Here is a 23,666-nt window from a genome sequence, read left to right as displayed (position 1 = left end):
ATGCTCATGGCTGCGCTGGCAGTGGCCACCTATGCCAGTTACCGGTTGATTGAGCCATATCTCGGCCCAATCGTCATGGCCTTTATCATTTCCCTGCTTTTCTATCCGTTGCACGCCAGAATTGAAAAGCGCTTTGGCCGGCCAAATCGCTCTGCCATTTTATCCTGCACCATACTGACCTTTATCATAGTGATCCCTGTGCTGGTCGTCTTCGCCTCCATTGTTCAGCAAGGCTCCGCTTTTTCCAAAGACAGCTACGTCTGGCTGACCGAAGGCGGTCCCAAGGAAGTCCTGTCGCATCCTTACGCGCAAACTGTGCTGCATACCATCAATAAATGGTCTCCTTTTGAAAGCCTGGACGTGCACTCCATTGTTCAGAAGCTGGCGTCAGCGGCCTCTAAGCTGGGTACCCAGCTGCTGAATATCAGTGCCAAATTGCTGGGTGATGCCACTAACTTTGTGCTCAGCTTTCTGCTGATGCTGTTTGTGCTCTTTTTTCTGTTACGTGACCACGACAAAATTGTGTCCACCCTGCGCCATGTATTGCCTTTATCGCGCAGCCAGGAAGATGCCTTACTGACTGAAGTCGAGCAAGTGGCAAAGTCTGCCGTCATGGGATCCTTCCTGACGGCGCTGGCACAAGGTGTCGCCGGCGGCTTTGCCATGTGGTTAGCCGGTTTCCCCGGACTATTCTGGGGATCTATGATGGCGTTTGCTTCCTTCATTCCAGTGTTCGGTACGGCACTGATCTGGTTACCGGCGTCCTTATATCTCCTGCTGATTGATCAATGGGAATGGGCGGTGTTTTTGATCGCCTGGGGCATTATAGTGGTTGGCTCTATCGACAATTTCGTTCGGCCACTGCTGATGCAGGGCAATTCAGGCATGAACACCTTGCTGATCTTCTTCTCTATTCTGGGCGGCTTACATCTGTTCGGCCTGATTGGGCTGATATACGGGCCGATCATTTTCGCGGTCACCCTAGTCTTGTTTAAACTGTATGAAACTGAGTTTAAAGACTTTCTCGACCAGCAGGATCATAGCTAGTCAACCGTCGGCAGCCGAATCAACGGCTGCCTTTCCATACGGCCGGAATTGTGGAACAATTCGCGCCCGGAATCAGAATCACCACAGAGGCTCTCATGTCTTCCAATGCGTCGACCTATAGTGCTGCCAGCCAGGTAGTTGCCCGTCAAATCGACTTTTTTACCGATCGCCATGTGCTGGTAGCCGGAGAACTGGACGATCTCTATCCAATAGAGCTGGCAGCAGTCGCCAGTAGTGTCCGGGTTTTCACCACCCACTATGGCCAGCATCTCAGCCTGAGCCGTTCGAGTAAGATCAGCAGCCATTTCGGCGCAGAGCTGTCAGCCGATGATGCACTAGGGGTCGACATGATCCTGCTCTACTGGCCGAAAGCCAAAGCCGAAGCCGACTATCTGCTGGCGATGCTGCTGGCGCATTGCGGACCGGAAACCGAGATCTGCATTGTGGGTGAAAACCGCAGTGGCGTGCGCAGTGCCGAAAAAATGTTTGCCCCGTACGGCCCGCTCAACAAATACGACACCGCACGCCGGTGCAGTTTTTACTGGGGACGCTGTCAGGATCAGGCACCAGAATTCAAGCTTGATGACTGGTTCCGCAATTACACCCTGACTATCGGTGAGCAAACGCTGACTATCCGTTCACTGCCGGGCGTATTCAGCCTGGGCGAATTTGATCAGGGATCCCGCCTTCTGGTTGACAATCTGCCGGATCTGTCCGGACGCGTGCTGGATTTTGGCTGCGGCGCCGGCGTCATAGGTGCGGTGATGAAAACCCGTTTTCCGGACATCACACTGGATCTGGCGGATATCAGCGCCCTGGCCATTGCCTCTGCCAGAGAGACTTTCCGCGTCAACCACCTGGAAGGGGGTTTTATTGCCACCGATGTTTATCATTCACTGCCGGAACAATACGACTTTCTCATCAGCAACCCGCCCTTCCATGCCGGTTTGAAAACCTTCTATGCTGCCACTGAGCAGTTTATCGAACAGTCTCCGGCTCACCTGAGTGCTGGTGGAGAGCTGTTGATAGTGGCCAACAATTTTCTGCAATATCCGCCTTTGCTGGAACGTTGCCTGGGGGGCTATGATATTCGCGCAAAAAACAATAAGTTCTCCATTTATCACGCAAAAAAATAAGTCTGTTTGCCTGCCGTCTTTTGTGATGGCAGGCAATGAAATCCCTGCTTTTCGCGACAAAGTCCGTCAAATCCGTCAAAATTGTGTCATAGCACACGCTTCATCCATGACTTCCTTGATTGTAAAAAAAAACTCAGTATAAACGGTAACTCAGCTGCAAAAGCCCCCGCGTAAACTGCCCGTTCGCCGTCAAAACGGCTGGCTGCGTTTTGGCAAAAATGCCAGTGAGCGCTTTTGATAGCATCACAGACAGATTTGTATCAGCAGATCAAAGGTCAGCCGGACATGCAAAATACCACCCGTTTTAAACGTCTCCAGCATACTCTGATGCTGGCTTTCCTTTTGCTGAGCCTGATCCCGCTCACCCTGTCTTCCTTGTTTTTCCTGCATTCACACACCCGGGATCTGGCTGAACAGAGTACCAATCACCTGGCTTCATTGCGCGATAACAAACGCCAGCAGATCAGTGCCTTTTTTACCGCGAAAGAATCTGAAATACAGAGCTTTGTTCGCTCCGAACTGGCCAACGCCAGTGGCGGGCGTTTTTATGGCATAGTCGGCGCCTTCCGCCAGTTAGGGGACATCAACCGCCTCAGCAAAGGCTCTACTAACGGCGAATATTTCAGTCGTACCCTGATCTCCCGGCCACCGTCCAGCGAAGTGGATAACACCTCCCCTGATTATATCGTTCAGGAAAGATACCGCCTGATCTACAAACGCTATCACTGGGCCTATGAGGAATATCTGAAACGCTCTGATTTCAGTGACCTTCTGCTGGTGGATCTTGATGGTAATGTGGTGTACACCTCTCGCAGCCCGGATTTGTTTGCAGCCCGTTTAGGGGCCGGCAGCGCGCAATACCCGGCACTCAGCCAGACTTACAGCACCATCAAAAACCTGACCGCTCAGTTCAGAGAGCGGCAATCTCGTAACAGCCAAAAAAACTTGGGTGATCGCGAGCCAGAGCAGATGCCTATCGCCTTTACCGATTTCGCCGCCGATGGCGAAAACAGAGAAGCGACCGCCTGGTTCGCCGCTCCTATCATTCAGCATGGCTACCTGCACAGTTACGCTTTCTTTAAACTGAGCAACCGCACCATTGCCGACGTCATGTCCAGCAGCAGTGAGGCTAATCAGTACGTCCAGACGCTGCTCATCGGGCAGGACCACAACCTGCGCTTGCCCAACGACGGTGACTTACCGGCAGAGCTGGCCAGTGCCGGTATTGATCATGCACTGGCAGGCCAGGCAGGCGTCGGCAGCTTACTGAATTTCAACAAGATTCCTGTGCTGAGTGCGTATGCCCCCATTGACGTGCTCGGCAACAAATGGGCCCTGGTAGTTGAACTGCCGGAGCAGGAAGCTTTCTCCCGCATCCACCAGTTAGAGGAATTTTTCCTTCTGGCCATTTTGGCTGCCGTCATACTGGTGACCATCACGGCGCACTGGCTGTCCAATTACATTACCGCCCCGCTGCTGCGTTTAACCTGGGCCGCCGAGCAAGTCTCAGCCGGCGATCTGGATCAAAAGATCACCTCGACCGATCGCCGTGATGAAATTGGCCGTCTGGCGATCAGCTTTGCCAGAATGCAACGCTCCATTCGCGAAAAAATCACCCTGATCCGCGAGCAAAATACCGAGCTGGAACACAATCTGGCCGTTATCCAGCAACAGAACGAAGAATTGCAGACCGCCGACAAGCTCAAAGACGAATTTCTTGCCACCACCTCCCATGAGCTGCGTACCCCGCTGCACGGTATGGTCGGCATCGCCGAAGCCATGCTGGCCGGGGCCAACGGACCGATCCAGCCGGATCAGCAACGCCAGCTGGACATGATCATCAGCAGTGGTCAGCGCCTGACCAAACTGGTCGACGATTTGCTCGACTACCACAAAATGCGCTATGGCGATCTCGATATCCAGCCCCACGCGGTCGATCTTGCGGCGGCCAACCGCTTAGTGCTTGAACTGTCGGCACATCTGCTGGATGGCAAACCGGTGCGTATCATCAATCAGATCCCTGCGGATTTACCTCTGGTGATCGCTGACGAACAACGCCTGGAACAGATATTGTACAACCTGGTGGGCAACGCCATTAAGTACACCTCAGAGGGCAAAATTATTCTTTCCGCCACTGTGCTGGAAAGTCAGGTCCGCATTCAGGTAGTTGATACCGGTCAGGGCATACCTGCTGAGCAACTGGAACACATTTTTGAACCCCTGGTGCAGGCCAACACAGGCTCGGCGAACTACCACCAGGGGGCCGGGCTGGGACTGTCCATCAGCCGTCAGCTGATTGAGCTGATGGGCGGCAGCCTGTATGTCAGCAGCCAGCCAATGATAGGGACGACCTTCAGCTTCATCCTGCCACTGGCCACCAAAGAAGACATTGCCCGCAGCCAGCTCAGCACGCCGCAGCATGACCATTTTCAGGCTCCTCGCCAGGATGCCAACACGGTCAATATTGATGACTTGCCTGATAATCCTGATGGCGAGATCCTGCTGGTCGTCGACGATGAACCGGTGAACTTACAGGTCGTCACCAGCTTTTTACGCATTGCCGGCTATCGGGTGATCACAGCTGAAAACGGTCAGCAAGCCCTCAGTCTGATGGAAGCGCATCAACCGTCACTGGTCCTGCTTGATGTCATGATGCCGGGCATGAGCGGCTATGAAGTGTGTCAGCAATTACGTACCCGCTATAGTTTGACAGAACTGCCGATCATCATGCTGTCTGCATTAGGGCAAGTGCGGGACAGGGTAAAAGGCTTTGAATTCGGTGCCAACGACTACCTGACCAAACCCTTTAATAAAGACGAGCTGACCGCCCGGATCCGGGCCCACCTGCAAGCCGCCCAGACAGAAAGGCAGCGCACTGAAAATCAATGGCTGCAGCAGGAAATCCGCCACCGCGAACAGGTGCAGCTGGCCCTGCTTGATACCCAGACACGCCTGCTGGGTCTGCTGGAATCCACCAGCGAGGCCATCCTGTGCACCCGCGAAGATGGCCGCATCCGCTATGCTAACAATGCGGCCGGCCAGCTCTTTCAGCGCGCACCGGAGCAGCTGGAACGCTTGTCGATTCAGGATCTGCTGCTGACCCAACTGCCTGAAGATATTGAACAGAACCGCCATTACAGCGGTGAACTGAGCTATCGGATTCAGGATGGCAAGCAGACTCTGGCGACCGATCTTATCCAGTTGCCCGCCGAGTCCGGGCTCAGCCAGATGTTTATCTTTGACAGTCAGGGTCCCAGCTCAGTACAACGCATTGCGTTACTGGAAAATGCCGTCGATGTGCTCTCCGGTTTCGCGACAGATGGCGACAAGCACAGCCTGCAGCGTTTACGCGACATGGGTGGTGAGTTCAGCCAGTTGGCAGACCGGCTGGATCACTCTCAGCCGGATAAAGCCGATCAGTTGAGACAAATGCTGGTAGATGTAATGAAAGACTGCCTGCAGTTCTGGGAAGCCTCTACCGGAAAAACCAAGTTTGATCTAGCAGAAGAAAGTGGCTTGTGGCGCGTGTACCTCGACAGGAGCACACTGCAAACACGTACCCTGGACAAATATTTACAGCTGGAAACACTGCCGAAAACACCGCGCTGGCGCACCGTTCTCAACACACTGGATTTTGTGCTGGAACGCTGTGCCAAAGAGAGCCGGGACAGGGAAGCAATCCTTGAGATGCGTAATCGTCTTCAGCGTATGATCAGCCAGTAAATTCAGCCGTTTCATCCCGGACAATGGGGCAGCTCCCCCCCGCTGCTGGATGAATGACAGCCATCTATGGCCTTAAATAACCCTATTTGATTAGAGACTGGTTTGTGTCACTCTGCGGCCCGGACAGCAATTCCGTCGCCCTCCGTACGCCACGTCATCAGTCTCTCATCCGCCATCAGTTCCCCGCGTGCCATCAGCCTCCCGTGCGCTATCAGTTCGCCATACCATCAGCCTCCCATCCGCCATCAGCCGTTCAGCCACGCGCGCATCCTGTGCGTTTTTCAGGTCGCGGCTCATGCTACAGTCCTCGCCTCTAAATCGCCCGTCAGTGAATTCACGTGACGAAAAATAAGCTTAGTTTTCACTCAACATAAAGTACAAACTGCCACCAGGTAGTGATGAAAAAATCGCCTCAACCACAGCAAACCAGGGGCAGCTAATGATAAATTTCATGATATGAGACGCCAATCACAACAAAATCTTTACAAAAATTTTCCGTTTGAAAATAAGCGCTTTTACGTTCAAAGCCTGTAATCCTCATTGTTAAAATAAAAACTAAATCATTAATAATAATGAAATATTTAGATAGTAAGCGCCAACATGCGGATAGTTATCAATTCGTTCTAAGGCTAGAATGGCTGGCATTTTCCCGTAGAATAGCGGGCGATTTTTACGTTTTTGACAGCAAGCTTAATGTTTTTGACGTTTTTAACGTGCAATGCAATTGACGATTCCCGCCCGAAGTCGTTTCCTTAGGGCACTGAGTGTCCACAGGCCATCTGAACCAGGTCGCTTTACTCAACCGGTCCAGAGTGGATTACCAGCCCCACCATAGATGGAGGGGAACCTAAGTGAAATGTAAACCCTACAAAGCAAAGAGTAAGGAACAGCTATGCTTGCCAACATAAAGAAAACAAAGGTAACACTTGCCATCCTGGCCGCGGCTGCCGCTGCCATGACTTCTCCTGCGATGAGTGCTGAACGCAGTGAGCTGACCATAGTGCCCGATTTTTATCCGACTCTGGTACGTAACTTCAACCCATATTTGCAAACCAACCTGCGTACCACCACAGACTTCGTTTATGAGCAACTGGTCATTTTCAACCAGATGCACGGTAACGAGCCTGTCATGCGTCTGGCGAAAGATTTCTATATGTCTGACGACCTGCTGCAAGTCACTTTTGTGATTCGTGACGGCGTTCAGTGGTCAGACGGTAAACCCTTCACAGCCAAAGACGTGGCCTTCACCTATGAGCTGCTGAAAAATCATCCTGCACTTGACCAGCGCGGTATCATCAAGTGGGTGAAAGATGTCAAAGTTGACGGCAATAAGATCACTTTCGGTCTGACTGAAGCCAACTCCAACGTACCTTATGAAATGTCTTTCGTTTCTATCGTACCTGAGCACATCTGGAGCAAAGTGAAAGAGCCTGAAACCTTTGCCAACGAAAATCCGGTTGGTACAGGTCCGTTTACTGAAATCGACACTTTCACACCTCAGTTGTACATTCAGTGCCGTAACCCGCACTACTGGGATAATGATAATCTGGATGTTGACTGTCTTCGTATGCCTCAGATTGCCAACAATGACCAGTTGCTGAGCAAAGTTATTGCTTCTGAGCTGGACTGGACATCGTCGTTCATCCCGGACATCGACAGCACGTACGCGGCCTCTAACCCGAACCACAAATACTGGTATCCGGCGTCTGGCACCCAAGCCTTCATGCTGAACTTCAAGTCGCCAAAAGAAGGTAACAACGAAGCTATCAACAATGTAGACTTCCGTCGTGCTTTCTCTATGGCGATTGACCGTCAGACCATTATCGACATTGCCTTCTATGGCAGCGGTACACCAAACCACTATGCGTCTGGTCTGGGTGAGGGTTTCAAAGCCTGGTCTGACAATGCGGTTTACAACAAGTACAAAGATTTCAACACCTACAACCTTGAGAACTCAAAAGCCCTGCTGAAAAAAGCCGGCTTTAAAGACATCGACGGTGACGGTTTCGTTGAAACGCCAAGCGGTAAAAAGATTGAGCTGGACGTTCAGTCTCCGAACGGTTGGACCGACTTCAACAACACAGTACAGCTGGCAGTTGAGCAACTGCAGGAAGCCGGTATCAAGGCCAACGCACGCACCCCTGACTTCGCTGTGTATAACGAAGGCATGATCAAAGGAACGTATGACGTGGCGTACACCAACTACTTCCACGGTGCGGATCCGCATCTGTACTGGAACAGTGGTTACAACTCCCGCCTGCAGGGCGAAGGAAACCCACGTTTTGCCATGCACTTCTTCAAGAATGCCGAGCTAGACAAATTGCTGGATGGTTTCTACAAAACAGCAAGCAAAGACGAGCAGAAGAAAATGGCCTATCAGATTCAGGCAATCATTGCTGAAAATCAGATCACCATTCCTGTGATGTCCAGTGCTGATATGTTCCAGTACAACACAAGCCGCTTCACTGGCTGGTGGAATGAGAAACACCCGAACGGTCGTCCAATGGTTTGGGCTGGCGTTCCAGAGCGCTTACTTCAAGTCATTGACCTGAAACCAAAATCATAATTATTGTTTAATTTGCGGTGCGTGTTCTGCGCACCGCCTCTTCCCCCACACTGTGTAAAGTATGGCGCCTGGCGTCAGGGGGTTTTTCGTCCAGAGTTCAGCCCAGAGTCGTAAGTCACTGGTTGGGAAAGGTGTGAGTTATGGGATTTTTTCTACGTCGTTTATCGTTCTACCTGGTTGCCTTGCTGTTTGCAGCCACGTTGAACTTCGCAATTCCCCGGGCGATGCCCGGCGATCCGGTGACAATGATGTTTGCCAATGCTTCCGTTCAGGTGACAGCCGAGCGTATCGAAGCAATGAAAAAACTGCTTGGCTTTGATGAAGCCCAGGTCTGGTACCAGCAATATTTCACCTATATCAAAAGTATCCTCAACTGGGATCTGGGTATTTCAATCAAATTTTATCCGCAAACCGTGACCGAAATATTGGGCGGGGCGGTCGGCTGGTCAATGTTCCTGGCCGGTTCTGCTGTCATCATGGCCTTCTGCATCGGCTCTGTACTGGGGATTTTCGCCGCCTGGAAACGCGGCAGTAAATATGACGCCTTTGTGTCTCCCGGTATGCTGGTGATCCAGGCCGTGCCGCCTGTGGTTATCGCCATGCTGGTGCTCTTTACTTTCGGCATGGGCCTGAAATGGTTCCCGACCAGCTATGCCTATACACCGGGCACTTTGCCAGACTGGACCAGCCTGGCTTTCTATAAAGACGTCCTGTACCACGCGGTACTGCCGCTGCTGTGTGCCACAGCTATTCAAATCGGCGGCTTTTTGATCAGCATGCGTAATAACATGATCAACCTGCTCAACGAAGACTATATCACCATGGCCAAAGGCAAAGGGCTGAATGAAAACCGCGTGGTTTTCAACTATGCCGCCCGTAATGCCATGCTGCCGAGCGTAACGGCACTGTCTATGGCGCTGGGGATGGCGATTGGCGGACAGCTGATTGTCGAAATCATCTTTAACTATCCGGGCCTGGGCACAGTGATGCTCAATGCCATTCACGCCCGTGACTATCAGGTTCTGCAAGGGCAGCTGCTGATCATGACGCTGTTTATGCTGTTCTTTAACTTCCTGGCCGATCTGCTGATTGTGGCACTGGATCCTCGCCTGCGTAAGGGAGGCAAATAATCATGAAAGCTTTAATCAAACTATTGTCCAACAACAATAAAGCACTGGCTGGCTTAATCATTATCAGCTTATTTATTCTGGCCGCTGTGTTCGCACCTTTGATCACCAAGCATGAACCTGACCGCCGCACCGGCAATCCGCACGAGTATCCGGCCTTTATCGTCAAGGCGGCACAGAGCAACCCGGACAGCTGGGTGGCACAGAATCTAGCTGATAACAACCGGACCCTGCGGTTATCAAAAAAAGCAGACCATGTACTGGGCACCTCTCGTATGGGCCGTGATATCTGGTCACAGCTGGTTTACGGCGCCCGTACGTCTCTGGCGGTCGGTTTCGGTGCCGGTCTGATGGTCTGTTTCCTGGCAACGGTGATCGGTGTGTCTGCCGGTTACTTTGGCGGACGGATCGACGACACCCTGACTGCTGCGATGAATATCATGCTGGTGATGCCTCAGCTCCCCATTCTGTTCGTCATCGCTGCCTTTATCGGCCAGGCCGGACCGCTGACGATTGCCGTGGTTATCGCCCTGACCTCCTGGGCATGGGGCGCACGTGTGGTCCGGGCGCAAACCCTGTCACTGCGCGAAAAAGAGTTCGTCAAAGCGGCTGAAGTTCTGGGCGAATCTTCCTGGCGCATCATCTTTGTCGAAATTCTGCCTAACCTGATTTCGATTATCGGCGCCAGCTTCATCGGCTCAGTAATGCTCGCCATCATGACAGAAGCCACCCTGTCATTCCTCGGCCTGGGCGATCCGAACTCTATCAGCTGGGGCGTAATGCTGTACAACGTACAGACCTCTTCTTCCATGCTGGTTGGCGCCTGGTGGGAGCTGCTGGCACCCTGCGTGGCCCTGACACTGATTGCGATCGGACTGGCGATGCTGAACTTCGCCGTGGATGAGATTGCCAACCCGCAGTTGCGTTCGCACAAAGGCTTGCGCCGCTGGCAGAACATGGCAAAGAAAAACCAACAGGCACAGCGTGCCACCGCGACGACCGTCAAGCCTGCACTGCAAGGAGGAGAGAAGTAATGACGACTCCACAAATTTCCATTCGCAACCTGTGCGTCGACTATATTACCGACGCCGGTGATGTCCGCGCCGTCAACGATGTCAGCTTTGACATTGGTAAAGGTGAAGTCTTCGGGCTGGCTGGTGAGTCTGGCTGTGGTAAATCCACCGTTGCCTTTTCCCTGATGCGTCTGCACAAGCCGCCTGCGTTTATTACTGCCGGTGAAGTGCTGTTCGACGGTCACGGCGACATACTGACTTTCAGCGACCAGAAACTGAACAGCTTTCGCTGGAGTGAGATTTCCATGGTCTTCCAGAGTGCGATGAACGCCCTCAACCCGGTACTGACCATGGAAGAGCAGTTCTGTGATGTGATCATGCGTCACACCAACATGACCCGAGAGCAGGCCGTGCACCGCGCTCAGGGATTGCTGGAGATCGTTGATATCCACCCGAACCGACTGAGCGATTACCCGCACCAGTTTTCCGGCGGTATGCGCCAGCGCCTGGTGATTGCCATTGCCCTGGCTCTGAACCCCAAACTGATCATCATGGACGAACCGACAACAGCGTTGGATGTGGTGGTACAGCGCGAGATCCTGCAAAAGATCTATGCCCTGAAAGAAGAATTCGGTTTCGCGATTTTGTTCATCACCCATGATCTGTCTCTGATGGTCGAGTTCTCCGATCGTATCGGCATCATGTATTCCGGTGAGCTGGTCGAAGTCGCGCCGTCAAAGCAGATTCTGGAATCCCCGTTCCACCCTTACACCCAGGGTTTGGGCAGCTCGTTTCCGCCACTGACCGGGCCAAAAACCCGTCTGACCGGCATTCCGGGCAATCCGCTCAACCTGCTGGAAGTGCCTCAGGGCTGCCGTTTCCAGGCGCGCTGTAGCCAAGCGCACGACGCCTGCTTCTCGCAAAGCACACAGCTTCGCCAACTGGAACCCGGCCGTTTTAGCAACTGCCACCTGTACAACAAGTTATAACAAGAAGGATCGGAGGCAAAATGAGCAATCCAGTCGGAACACCCATTATCGAAGGGAAGAACCTGGTCAAAGACTTTTCGGTCAACAGTAACTCGCTGAAAAAATCCAAGATGCGGGCACTGAATCAGGTGTCGTTTAAAATGTACAAAAGTCGTGGCCTGGCGGTGGTGGGAGAATCCGGTTCCGGTAAATCCACCACAGCGAAAATGATCGCCAAAATGTACGAGCCCACTTCAGGGGCTATCGAATATTTCGGTCGTGATATTCAGGACATCACCAAAAAAAGCGAGCTGATGCAGTACCGTCAGGGGGTACAGATGGTCTGGCAGGATCCGTTCGGATCGCTCAACCCAACCCATACTATTTTTCACCACCTGGCCCGTCCCCTGCTGATCCACAACAAAGTCAGCCGGGGCAATAAAAAAGAGCTGGAAGAGAGAGTCTATGAGCTGCTGGAGCAAGTCGGTCTGATCCCGCCCAAAGCCACAGCAGAAAAGTACCCGCACCAGTTATCCGGCGGGCAGCGTCAGCGCGTCAACCTGGCCCGCAATATCGCGGTTGGTGCCGAAGTGGTCCTGGCCGATGAACCGACCTCCATGCTGGATGTCTCTATTCGTGCCGGTGTCCTTAACCTGATGGAAGAAATGAAGTTTGAGCGCGAGATGGCGCTGCTTTATATCACTCACGATATCGCCACTGCGCGTTATATCGCCGAAGATCTGGCCGTAATGTACGTCGGTCACATGGTGGAATGGGGTGATACCGAAGAGATTATCCATCATCCGCAGCACCCTTATACCCAGTTACTGGTCTCTGCCGTGCCGGATCCGAGCAAGTCGATCCATGAGCCGTTAGCCGGTAACAAAGGGGATATTCCGCTGTGGACACCAGACAGTGTCGGCTGTCCGTTTGCAGGGCGTTGTGTCCACGCGACCGAGCAGTGCCGTCAACGCCTGCCGGAAGTCACGCAGCTGGCGGAAAACCATTTTGTCCGCTGCTATCTGTTCAATAGCTGATGGCAGCTCAGGTAACTAATCGCAGCGAACATCGCTGAAAAACCGACAATAACTCACAACAACAAAGGAAAGCTATGCAGTTGTTAATCAACCATCTCGGTTATGAACGCACAGGTAATAAGGTTGCCATAGTTCAGCATCAGGCCCCTTTATCCCTGACGCAGGCGACCCTGATCCGCAGTGACGACCGACAAGCTGTGATGCAACTGCCGCTCTCTCAAAGCCAGCGCACAGATCAATGGCACACAGGCACGGCAACACCCATCGATTTCAGTGCCTGGCAGGAAGCAGGACGCTACCGGATCCGCTTTGGTGATCTTGAGTCTTCAGACTTTGAGATCGCAGACGGCTTGCTGATGCAGCGCACTTTCAGTGATGTACTGCACTATTTCAAATCCCAGCGCTGCGGCGGCAAATTCGATCAGCATGATCATGCCGTCCCGCTGTTTGGCCATCAGGACACAGTCGTCGACGCCCATGGCGGCTGGTACGACGCCTCGGGCGATGTCAGTAAATACCTGAGTCACCTGTCCTATGCCAATTACCTCAATCCGCAGCAGACGCCTATGGTGGTGTGGAATATGCTCACCGCCTTTGAGTCGCTGCAGGGTGATCCCGCTTTTGCGGATTTTTCCCGCGTCCGCCTGATTGAAGAGGCACTTTTTGGCGCGGATTTTTTACTGCGGATGCATGCACCGCAGGGTTATTTTTATATGACAGTGTTCGATAAGTGGAGTAAGTCCACCGGGCAACGGGAGATTTGTAGCTATTCAACTCAGGAGGGAATAAAAGCTGACAGCTATCAGGCCGCTTTTCGTCAGGGCGGCGGCATGGCGATTGCCGCCCTGGCCGCAGCGGCCAGGCTGGTACGCAGTGCTGCGGTGAGCAAACTGGATCTGGGCAAGGTGAAACATACCGACGCCTATCTGGAATCGGCCCAGACGGCATACTGGCACCTTAAAACCCACAACAGCCAATATCTGGATAATGGTGAAGAAAACATCATTGATGAATATTGCGCGCTGCTGGCGGCGGTCGAGCTGAGTAAAGCGACTGATCAAACCCGCTATCTCAGCGAAGCCCGTTACTGGGCCGATCGACTGGCTGCACGTCAGCAGTCCGATAACCAGCAGCAACATTACTGGAGCGCGAACGCTGATGGCAGCCGGCCGTATTTTCATGCCGCCGAAGCGGGTCTGCCGGTCATCAGTTTGCTGCAGTATTTACAGATTGAATCGGATCAACACCGCCTGAACGCGATGGAAGAGGTGTTGGACAATGCACTGCAATTTGAATTGAACATCACGCAATCGGCCAGTAATCCTTTTGGCTATCCGCGCCAGTATGTCAAAGCAGTGGATGGCGACAAGCACTGTGCTTTCTTTATTCCGCACAATAATGAAAGCGGATATTGGTGGCAGGGAGAAAATGCCAGACTTGGCTCTCTCGCCGCTATGGCCTTCATGGCCGCCCCGGTTGTGCACAGCAGTGAACTGAGCCGCAGGCTGAAAGATTACGGCACTCAGCTCCTGAACTGGATGCTGGGCCTCAACCCCTTTGATATGAGTATGCTGGACGGACACGGCCGTAATAATCCGCTTTATCTGCCTGAGTTAGGTTTTTTCAATGCCAAAGGCGGTATCTGCAATGGCATTACCTCAGGTTTTGACAATGAAGCGGATATTGCCTTTGCGCCACCGGCCCAGGCGAATGACATGCTGCAGAACTGGCGCTGGGGGGAGCAATGGATCCCGCATGCCGCCTGGTATCTGTTAGCTATCGTGATGCAATGTAAGGAGCGCCATCATGGCTGATGATTTGCGTTTTCTGGTCGGTATTGACGGCGGCGGCACCTCTTGCCGGGCACGGCTTTGCGATCATAACGGCCAGCTACTGGCTGAAGCTAAAACCGGCAGCGCCAATATTCTGCTCGGCGCGGAAGTTGCCATGGCATCGATACAGGATGCGATTGCAACCGCCGCGGCACAAGCCGGCCTGACCGATGCCGACTTTTCTCACATGGCTGTCGGTCTGGCACTGGCAGGCGCTGAACATCGCAAAGCCTGGTACGACTTCATGGCCCAGCCGCATCCCTATGGCCGGATGGCGCTCAACACAGACGGCTATGGCGCCTGTCTGGGTGCCTGGAACGGGCAGGACGGCGCGATTTTCATCGCCGGTACCGGCTCTGTCGGTATTCTTCGCCGCGGCAAGGAGATCACTGTGCTGGGCGGGCGGGAATTTCCGATTTCCGATCAGGGCAGCGGCGCCATCATGGGCCTGCGCCTCATTCAGCAAGTGTTACTGAGCGTTGACGGTATCGTGCCTCAAACCGAACTGGTCCGCCATGTACTGGCTCACTTCGGACAGGATGTCGATGCCATTGTCGAATGGTCAAAAACCGCCCGTCCTTGCGATTATGGCCAGTTTTCCCCGCAGATTTTCCGGCTGTCAGAGCAAAACGACAGCCTGGCGGTGGCATTGCTTCAGCAGACAGCCACAGATATTGAGATGTGGCTGAACGCTCTGCTGACGTGCGGTGCAGACCAAGTGTGTCTGATGGGCGGCATTGGCGAGCGCATCGCCCCCTGGTTGACACCCGCTATTCAACGCCGACTGGCTGCTCCGCAGGGAGATGCCATGGATGGCGCAATACTGATCGCTCAGGGCGATCATAACCTGTATCCATTATAAGGGGCTATCATGAGCTATCGCCTTGATTTAACTGTTATCAATCAAACCGATACGGAATCCCGCTTCGCGCTGACCTTACACAACCTGGGTGAACAGACGCTGGAAGCCTGGTCCCTGGCTTTTATCCTCAGTCGCTGGATTGAACCGGCTTCGGTCTCTCGCGGCGTGTTGCAGCAGATTGGCAGCTACTGCACCTTGTCAGCCTCAGACGCTACCGCCCTGGCACCCAACAGCCATTTCTATACCGAATTTTCCATTAAGACCCCGCCACTCACCCTGCATGGTGACGGCGTGATCGAAGCCTGCCTGTATGCCAGTCAGCAAGGCGAAGCACTGCCGGTGACTGTGACCCCGGTGAACCTGAAACACCCGGTGCAGGACAGACAGACTGTCGAGTTGCCTGCGCCCAAGTCGATTAACCTGATCCCGGCTCCCGCCAGTCTGAAAACCTTACCGGGCGAGTTCCGTTTTACCCGCGATACCGCACTGGCAGCGTTTCCTGACGCCGCACAGGGCTGTGTGAACTGGCTGCAGCAGGAGTTGGCCCATTGGCTCGACACGCCCCTGCAGGTCGGCCCCGGCGGCAATATTCACTATCAGGCGCGCGCCGATCTGGCTGAAGGCGCTTACCATATGCTGATCGAACCCGATCACATCTGGCTCGAAGCCAGCTCCTCGGCCGGGTTCAGCCATGCGACAGCCAGCCTGCTGCAGTTACTGCCTGCTCAGCCGACTCATCAGATTGAGCACTCGCTCAGCGTGCCTATGGTGGAAATTAACGATCAGCCGCAATACGGCCACCGCGGCATGATGCTGGATTGCGCGCGCCATTTTCATTCCGTTGCCCGGATCAAAAAACTGCTCGATCAGCTTGCCCGTTATAAGTTCAATACATTCCACTGGCACCTGACCGACGATGAAGGCTGGCGCATCGAGATAGAAGCCTACCCTGCCCTGACTGACATAGGAGCTTGGCGCGGGCCGCAAGAGCAGCTGGTCCCGCAGTTTTCGACTGTTGATCGCCGGTACGGCGGCTTTTACACCAAACAGCAGATCCGGGATATCGTCGCCTATGCGGCAGATCGCGGTATTCAGGTGATCCCGGAAATCGATATTCCCGGCCATTGCCGGGCAGCCATAAAATCGCTGCCGGAGCTGCTGGTTGATGAAGCTGATCGCTCGCAGTACCGCAGCATCCAGAATTACTCAGACAACATTTTGTCACCGGCGCTGGCAGGCACTTACACCTTCCTGACCACAGTGCTGGATGAAGTCTGCGAGTTGTTCCCGGCGCCTTTCCTGCATGTGGGGGCAGACGAAGTGCCAAACGGTGTCTGGACTGACAGCCCCGCGTGTCGCGAACTGATGGCCGCAGAGGGCTATGAAGACCCGTTTGAACTGCAAGGCCATATTTTACGCTTTGTCGAAAATTATCTGGCTCAGAAAGGCAAGCGCATACTCGGCTGGCAGGAAGTGGTCAAAGGCGACAAAGTCAGTAAAAACACCATAGTGATGCCATGGATAAATGAACAGGCAGGACTGGAGTGTGCAGGCAAAGGCTATCAGGTCATCATGCAGCCCGCGCAGTACACCTATCTGGATCTGGCGCAGGGACATTCCGCCGAGGAAGCCGGTGCAAACTGGGCCGGGATCTTACCGCTGGAAACTGTGTACAGCTATCGCCCGCTGGCCGAGCTGGAGCCAAACGATCCCAAACTGAATCAAATCATGGGTATTCAGTGCGCGTTATGGTGTGAGCATGTCTACAGCCAGGCAAGGTTTGAATACCTGCTCTATCCCCGCCTGCTGGCGGTCAGTGAAGTCTGCTGGTGTCCGCCGGATCAGCGTGACTGGGATGATTTCAAAGCCCGCCTCCATGGCCAGCTGAACTATTTAGACCGGGTGGGACTGAACTACCGCCAGGGTTAACAGAACATGTCCAGAGCCAGGTCACAGTGGTGAGCTGCGGGTGGGTTCTGTCGTGTGTCGTGAAGTGTCTTTTACATCCTATATGGTTGTGTTGGCAATAAGTTCGGGGACCTCTGGTCCCCTTTTTTTACCTCTGCCACTAGCCGGATGACTTGCTCAGTGTTGCGTGAACAAGCCAAACTCAGGGCCGCTAAATACTCTCGCCCAGCTCAATTTTCACATCCAGGGTGATCACTTTCTCTGTCGCCGGCTCGCCGCGCAACCGCTGCAGAATCTGCTCGGCAGCAACATAGCCAATCCGCTCACGCGGGGTAACCACAGTGGCCAGGCGCGGCACCATCACCTGACTGATATCATGACCGTGAAAACCGGCCACCGCCATTTGCTCCGGCACCTGAATACCTAACCGCTGGCATTCATAAATCGCCCCGATAGCCAGGTCATCATTGGTGCAGAAAATACCGTCAGCCTCCGGATATTCTGCCAGTGACTGCCGCAGTAAACCGGCGCCTAAGCTGAACGAGGAGGCTTCCTCGGTCTGAATGCTGCGCGGCACCAGCCCGTATTTCCTCATTACCTGCTGATATCCGGTAAAACGCAAGTGGGTTCGGGCATCCATACGGGCGGCAAAATACACGATATGGCGGCGACCGCGGGCGATCATCTGCTCTGTCATCGCCTCAGCGGCGGCCTGATTATCAAACCCCACCGCCTGAGCAATGGCCGGGGAAACTGAATCCATGATTTCCACCACAGGCACCCCGGCAGTATCGAGCATTTTTCGCGCCCGTTCGGTATGCACGCTTTCCGACAGAATAATGGCATCCACATTGTAGGACAGCAGAGAGGCGATATTTTTCTCTTCTATTTCAGCGCTATAGCCATAGTGTGCCAGCATGGTCTGATAACCGGCAGGACCGGTGACCTTTTCAATGCCCCGGATCACTTCAGCAAACACCTGGTTGGTGAGTGAAGGTACCAGCACACCGATGGCATAACTTTTGGCATTGGACAAAATATCGGGGGCGCGATTGGGAATGTATCCCAGCTCCTCGACAGCGGCGGCAATTTTGCTCTGCAAGGCCGCTGAAACCTGACTGGGATCGCGCAGGTAACGACTGACCGTCATCTTAGTCACTCCGACCAGGTTCGCAACATCCTGCAAAGTCGGGCGTTTATTTTTGGTTGTCATGGTATTTTTCATGTGTCGGATTGGGCTAAACAAGCCCAAGATTACCACAAGCGCCTGTTGTGATTTGTAACCTGGCGCAAAAAGAAACAGGCCCTCCGGCCTGTTTGCATTACACTTTGCGTTGCACGCGCGGGGACTGACCCCAGCTGAGATGGAAGGCGTCAGCCTCTGGCTGATCAATGCGGGAATAGCTATGGGCACCAAAGTAATCGCGCTGGGCCTGTAACAAGTTGGCCGGCAGCACTTCACTGCGCAGGGTATCAAAGTATTGCAGCGCTGAGCTGATCCCCGGCATGGCAACACCGGCCAGGCTGGCAGACGCAACGGACTTACGCCAGTTTAACTGACGCTCGGTAAGCTGAGTGCGGAAGTGATCGGCTAACAGCAGGTTTTCCAGCGCTGGCTGCTGCTCAAAGGCACGACTGATATCCTGCAGGAAAATAGCGCGAATAATACAGCCGGCACGCCAGATCCTGGCGATAACGGCGTAATCAAGCGGCCATCCCTGCCCGGCAGCTGTGGTTTTCATCAGCGCAAATCCCTGTGCGTAGGTACACAGCTTGGCGCAGTAGAGTGCATCGTGCAGCTGGGCGATCAGTTCGGCTTTATTCTGGGTCTGAGCGTCATCCGCGACCAGAGGCAGTGAGCTGGCCGCCTGCACACGCAGAGATTTCATCCCGCTCATCGCGCGGGCAAACACCGCCTGGGCAATAGTCGGGGCCGGACTGGCGACTTCCAGGCTGTTGACGGCCGTCCACAAACCTGTGCCTTTCTGCCCGGCTTTATCCAGGATCATTTCCACCAGCGGCCGGTCGGAGTCAGGATCCTGCTGCTGCAAAATATCGGCACTGATTTCCATCAGATAGCTGTTCAGTACCCCTTGGTTCCAGTTGGCAAAGATCTCACCTATCTCGGCAGCAGACATTGTAAGGTGCTGGCTGAGAAAGTGATAAACCTCGCAGATCAACTGCATGTCGGCATATTCAATGCCGTTATGCACCATTTTCACGTAATGGCCGGCACCGTCCGGTCCCAGGTAAGCCGCGCAGGCCTCGCCCTGACTCAACGGCGGCAGCGGCTGACCCGCACTGTCGACCTGTGCGGCGATGGCTGTCCACATCGGGCCGACCTGATGCCAGGCCGCGGCACTGCCGCTGGCCATCAAAGCCGGGCCATGGCGGGCACCTTCTTCACCGCCCGACACAGCTGTGCTGAAAAACTGGAACTGGCCCTTAAACTGCTTATCGCGGGCCAGGGTATCCGTCCACAGGCTGTTGCCGGTATCAATCACGATATCTTGTGGTTCCAGTCCGGCTTCCAGTAACGCAGAGATCACGGCATCAACCGGTTTTCCTGCCGGGACAGACAAGGCAATCACCCGCGGCGACTGTAGCGCCGCCAATACCTGATGCAGAGAATCACAGCCAGTAAATGGCGCTTTCGCCAGCTTTTCAGCCTGCTGCCCGGCTTGCTGCACCAGGGAGGCCTGCAGATCAAAGCCAGCCACCGCAAAGCCGTGTTCCAGCAGGTTCAGCGCCAGGTTCCGCCCCATCACGCCTAAACCAATCATGGCTATATTGCACTGGGTTGATGTCATTCCTTTTTCCTTTACTGCAATGAGTGACTCAAAATCGCTTTGCCTTATTCAGGCCGGCGACAGTCGCGTGAGAATATCCTGCAATACCTCATGCTGAGACTGGCGGATATCGATAAACAGTGCTTCATCCTGCTCTGGCTCAACCAGAGTCGCAAACTGGCTTTCCAGCATGGCGCGACCGTTAAAATAATGATCCGCACGCTGCTGGTGGCGGTTCCAGATAGTGTCAAAATCCCCCTGAAGGTAGACAATTTCCAGCCCGTCGATCCCGGCGCGCAATTGGCGGCGGTATTCAGGTTTCAGCGCAGAGCAAGCCAGCACCGCATTGGGGGCATCCCGCAACAACTGGTTGAGCCGTGCCAGCCACTCAGCCCTGTCTTCATCATTGAGGGGCACGCCTTCACTCATCTTGCGAACATTGTCCGGCGAGTGAAAATCATCGCCATCAAAAAAGCGCAGCCCCAGTGCCGTCGCCAGCGTGCTGCCTATCAGGCTTTTGCCGCACCCTGATACGCCCATTACAATTATCTTTTTTGGTTTCATCGCCATTATCCCAGCCCTGCTCACAGCGCAGGGCAGTTCCTTATAGTTATTGTTATTGTTATTTTCTTAACGCCACCACAGCGCAAGCTGCGGGAAAACAATCACCAGAGTCAGTGCAATCAGCTGAAGGCCGATAAAAGGCAGCAGAGAACTGAAGATTTCACCTAGACTGATATCTTTGGGTGCCACCGATTTAAGATAGAAAGCCGCCGGGCCAAAAGGCGGAGACAGGAAAGAGACCTGCATGTTGAGGCAGAACACCACGCCGAACCAGATCGGGTCCATGCCCAGACCGGTAATAATGGGCACAAAGATAGGCATAGTCAGCAGCGCGACTCCCACCCAGTCCAGGAACATACCCAGTACCAGCAGGATCACCATCATAATCAGCAAGGTCATGGTCGGACTGCCGCCACTGAAGGCCAGAATGGTTTCTTCAACGAAATCAATGCCGCCCATCAGGTTGTACACACCAACCAGCGCACTGGCGCCGATGCCGATCCACATGATCATGCCGCAGGTACGCATGGTCGCAATGGCACTGTCTTTGAGCATGCTCCAGCTCATTTCGCGCCGGATCACAGTGCTGATCATGATGCCGACCACACCCAGCGCAGAGGCTTCCGTGACTGAAGCCACACCGGTGTAAATACTGCCGAGCACAACCCCGACCGACAGTAATGGGAAAAATAAAGCTTTGAAATAGCTGATATCCCTGGCGGCGTCTTCCGCCAGCTCTTGTTCGGTTGGCAAAGGGGCCAGCGCAGGGTTGAGTTTGCAGCGGATCAGGACATAGCCGATGTACATCAGTGCCAGCAACAAGGCAGGCAGGAAAGCCGCCTTGAACAGATCGCCAATCGACACGCTGGCCGTCAGACCATAGATGATCAGCACGATACTCGGCGGTAGCATAGTGCCCAGCGCGCCGCCGGCACAGGTGGTGCCGATTGCCAGCTTGCGGTCATACCCCAGGCGCAGCATTTGCGGCAACGCCAGAATACCCAGCAGCACGGTTTCACCACCGATCACGCCCGACATGGACGCCAGCACCACGGCCACCAGCAAGGTCTGCACCGCGACGCCGCCACGAAGACGACGGCCGACGGATTTCATGGCGTCGAAAAGATCACGGGCGATGCCGGAGCGATCAAGCAGCGCTGCCATCAGCACGAACATAGGCACAGCGAGGAAAATATAGCCGTCGACAAACGAATACATCCGGCTGGTGACCAGCGGCAAGGCATCCGGACCAAACCAGCCCAAGGTAAAGATCAGTGCCACCAGGCCGGTGACAAACGCCAGTTGCATCCCGGTCAGCAACAAGGCAATCATCAGCCCCAGCATCAGCAGGCTGCCGAAGCCGATCCCCATTGACGATAACTCAAACATCTTTTTTCCTCAGTCCACGGATTTCAGCGATCAGGTGCAACAGAAACTGCACAGACAATACACACAGGCAGATAAAAATGATCCCTTTGAGCAAAGCGGGAAAAGGAGGGTTCCAGGCAGAACCTGAGGTTTCCAGACGCATTTCGCCCCAAGGGGTGATCCAGGCTTCACGGGCCATGGTGTACGAGGCCCATGACATCAGCACAGAAAACAGCAGCCCCATCACATGATGGAATACATTCAGGTACTGACGCGTGCGCGGTGACACCATGTCGTACAGCAGGACCACACGCACGTGCTTGTTGGTCGCCATGGCATACAGGCCGCCGACAATAAAGAGAGAACCACCAAGAAACGATGCGGTTTCATGCACCCAGATAGTCGGTGAATCAAACACATAGCGCATCAGCACTTCATAAAATGAAATGATCACCGTAAAAATAAACAACAGACTCAGCGCATTGCCTATGTGGACGATGGCCGCATCCAAGCCATTCTTCGGCTTGTCCTCATCATGCTCTGCGGGGGTTGGATTGGTATTCATGACAGTTCACAACTCTTACTACATCGGATACAGAGGGCTGATTACAGCCCTCTCACAGGGGGATTAGTGGTGCGTGTCAGACAAGCTGTTCGGAGGATTACAACAGTGCGTTATCTTCCAGGAACTTAGTTACAGATTGGTAGACTTTCTCTGCATTTGGCGACTTTTGAGCAAATACTTTCCATTGTTCGCGGGCGATTTCCCGGAATTTCTTACGCTCTTCGTCCGACCAGTTGTGAATGGTAATGTTAGGGTTCGCCTGGGCTTCTTTCACCGCCTGCTGATCGGCGATCTTAAGCTGAGTGGTCATGTCATAGGCAAAATCGCGTACAGAGGTCGTCAGGATCTCCTGCAGATCCGCAGGCAGTTTGTCCCACTTTTTCTGGCTCATCGAAATGTCGATCAGCGGCAGTGAGTGGAAGCCCGGCTGAACCGGGTGTGTGGCCACATCGTTCATACCGGCTTTCTGGTTAGTGGAAAAGACAGTGTAATCCGCGGCGTCAATCACACCTTTGCTCAGGCCGGTGAACACTTCTGAACCCGGCAGGTTAACCGGTGAGGCCCCCGCCGCCGCAAACACCTGCTGAACCAGACCTTCCGGGGCACGCAGTTTCAGGCCTTTCAGATCGTCCACACCATTGACCGGTACTTTAGACACAAAAGACTCCACACCTGTGGTCGAGCCGCCGACAAATTTCACCCCGTAAGGTGCATACAGCTCGGTCATCAGCTGATAGCCGCCACCGTAATTCACGTACTGCAACAGCTGAGTGGTATCAGACCAGGCACCGACCGTGTTACCAATCAAACCGAACGCAGGATCTTTGCCGGAAAAGTAGCTGGTCGCTGTGATGTGACCATCCAGGATCCCCAGTTTAATCGCGTTCAGGGTTTCGGTGTGTTTAACCACACTGCCCACAGGCAGTAAGTCAATGTCGATACGGCCGGCAGACATGGTTTCAACACGCTCCGCCCAGGCTTGCTGAACCTGAAAGTTTTTATCTCCAGCCGGGTCAGACGACTGGAATTTAAAGGTGTAGTCAGCCGCCAGCGCGGAAGCAGTAAAAGTGCCGGCCAGTGAGGCAGCGAGCAGAGTGCAGGTGAGCTTTTTCATCAGGTACAGTCCTATTGTTATTAGTCACGTCGTTGTCGTTAAAGACC

Annotated in this window: 17 protein-coding genes; 11 read left to right on the top strand and 6 right to left on the bottom strand. The window is 53.9% G+C overall.

The window, feature by feature from the left end; all coding sequences use genetic code 11:
• The 11 genes from Q4491_RS03155 (at position 1) to Q4491_RS03105 (ending at position 17,240) form a co-directional block, all read left to right on the top strand.
• Entirely contained in the window at positions 1-1,047 is a 1,047-nt protein-coding gene (locus Q4491_RS03155; protein ID WP_192015678.1) for an AI-2E family transporter, read from the top strand.
• Positions 1,048-1,142: 95 nt separating this feature from the next.
• The gene (gene rsmC / locus Q4491_RS03150) at positions 1,143-2,183 is read left to right on the top strand and encodes a 16S rRNA (guanine(1207)-N(2))-methyltransferase RsmC (protein ID WP_218383446.1); all 1,041 of its coding nucleotides are present in this window, start codon (positions 1,143-1,145) and stop codon (positions 2,181-2,183) included.
• 285 nt (positions 2,184-2,468) lie between these two features.
• Positions 2,469-5,906 carry a response regulator gene (locus Q4491_RS03145; protein ID WP_303454733.1) on the top strand — a complete coding sequence of 1,146 codons (3,438 nt, stop codon included), beginning with the start codon at positions 2,469-2,471 and terminating at the stop codon, positions 5,904-5,906.
• An 892-nt stretch (positions 5,907-6,798) separates the two neighbouring features.
• On the top strand, positions 6,799-8,472 hold the full coding sequence (locus tag Q4491_RS03140; RefSeq protein ID WP_192015509.1) for an ABC transporter substrate-binding protein: 1,674 nt from the start codon (positions 6,799-6,801) through the stop codon (positions 8,470-8,472).
• A 140-nt stretch (positions 8,473-8,612) separates the two neighbouring features.
• Positions 8,613-9,602 (top strand): ABC transporter permease, encoded by a 990-nt coding sequence (locus tag Q4491_RS03135; protein WP_192015508.1) that lies wholly within the window; start codon positions 8,613-8,615, stop codon positions 9,600-9,602.
• Positions 9,603-9,604: 2 nt separating this feature from the next.
• Entirely contained in the window at positions 9,605-10,633 is a 1,029-nt protein-coding gene (locus Q4491_RS03130; protein ID WP_161443389.1) for an ABC transporter permease, read from the top strand.
• Positions 10,633-11,601 (top strand): ABC transporter ATP-binding protein, encoded by a 969-nt coding sequence (locus tag Q4491_RS03125; RefSeq protein ID WP_192015506.1) that lies wholly within the window; start codon positions 10,633-10,635, stop codon positions 11,599-11,601. Before Q4491_RS03130 ends, Q4491_RS03125 begins: the two co-directional genes overlap by 1 nt.
• Before the next feature lie 20 nt (positions 11,602-11,621).
• Positions 11,622-12,617: an ABC transporter ATP-binding protein gene (locus Q4491_RS03120; protein ID WP_192015505.1), complete on the top strand. Its 996-nt coding sequence runs from the start codon at positions 11,622-11,624 to the stop codon at positions 12,615-12,617.
• 74 nt (positions 12,618-12,691) lie between these two features.
• Positions 12,692-14,431 (top strand): glycoside hydrolase family 9 protein, encoded by a 1,740-nt coding sequence (locus Q4491_RS03115; RefSeq protein ID WP_303454493.1) that lies wholly within the window; start codon positions 12,692-12,694, stop codon positions 14,429-14,431.
• Positions 14,424-15,311, top strand: coding sequence for a BadF/BadG/BcrA/BcrD ATPase family protein (locus tag Q4491_RS03110; RefSeq protein WP_303454490.1), 888 nt, complete (start codon positions 14,424-14,426; stop codon positions 15,309-15,311). The genes Q4491_RS03115 and Q4491_RS03110 overlap by 8 nt, the downstream gene beginning before the upstream one ends.
• Before the next feature lie 9 nt (positions 15,312-15,320).
• Complete coding sequence (locus Q4491_RS03105; protein ID WP_303454487.1) at positions 15,321-17,240, top strand: beta-N-acetylhexosaminidase; 1,920 nt, start codon at positions 15,321-15,323, stop codon at positions 17,238-17,240.
• A gap of 190 nt (positions 17,241-17,430) precedes the next feature.
• On the opposite strand, the gene gntR is transcribed toward Q4491_RS03105, so the two are convergent.
• From gntR to Q4491_RS03075, 6 genes are all read right to left on the bottom strand, one after another.
• Positions 17,431-18,432, bottom strand: a complete 1,002-nt coding sequence (gene gntR, locus Q4491_RS03100) for a gluconate operon transcriptional repressor GntR (RefSeq protein WP_192015501.1) — start codon at positions 18,430-18,432, stop codon at positions 17,431-17,433.
• Positions 18,433-18,541: 109 nt separating this feature from the next.
• Positions 18,542-20,029, bottom strand: coding sequence for an NADP-dependent phosphogluconate dehydrogenase (gndA, locus tag Q4491_RS03095; protein ID WP_303454482.1), 1,488 nt, complete (start codon positions 20,027-20,029; stop codon positions 18,542-18,544).
• Positions 20,030-20,077: 48 nt separating this feature from the next.
• Positions 20,078-20,572, bottom strand: coding sequence for a gluconokinase (locus tag Q4491_RS03090; protein ID WP_027253165.1), 495 nt, complete (start codon positions 20,570-20,572; stop codon positions 20,078-20,080).
• Positions 20,573-20,638: 66 nt separating this feature from the next.
• Positions 20,639-21,961 carry a TRAP transporter large permease subunit gene (locus Q4491_RS03085; RefSeq protein ID WP_192015499.1) on the bottom strand — a complete coding sequence of 441 codons (1,323 nt, stop codon included), beginning with the start codon at positions 21,959-21,961 and terminating at the stop codon, positions 20,639-20,641.
• Positions 21,954-22,505: a TRAP transporter small permease subunit gene (locus Q4491_RS03080; protein ID WP_192015498.1), complete on the bottom strand. Its 552-nt coding sequence runs from the start codon at positions 22,503-22,505 to the stop codon at positions 21,954-21,956. Before Q4491_RS03080 ends, Q4491_RS03085 begins: the two co-directional genes overlap by 8 nt.
• A 97-nt stretch (positions 22,506-22,602) precedes the next feature.
• On the bottom strand, positions 22,603-23,619 hold the full coding sequence (locus Q4491_RS03075; RefSeq protein WP_192015497.1) for a TRAP transporter substrate-binding protein: 1,017 nt from the start codon (positions 23,617-23,619) through the stop codon (positions 22,603-22,605).
• Positions 23,620-23,666: the final 47 nt, after the last annotated feature.

This window comes from Photobacterium sp. 2_MG-2023 (genome assembly GCF_030547675.1).
Classification (GTDB): domain Bacteria; phylum Pseudomonadota; class Gammaproteobacteria; order Enterobacterales; family Vibrionaceae; genus Photobacterium; species Photobacterium arenosum.
Note: the sequence above shows the minus strand (reverse complement) of the source record. Positions and strands in the feature narration are given on the sequence as shown.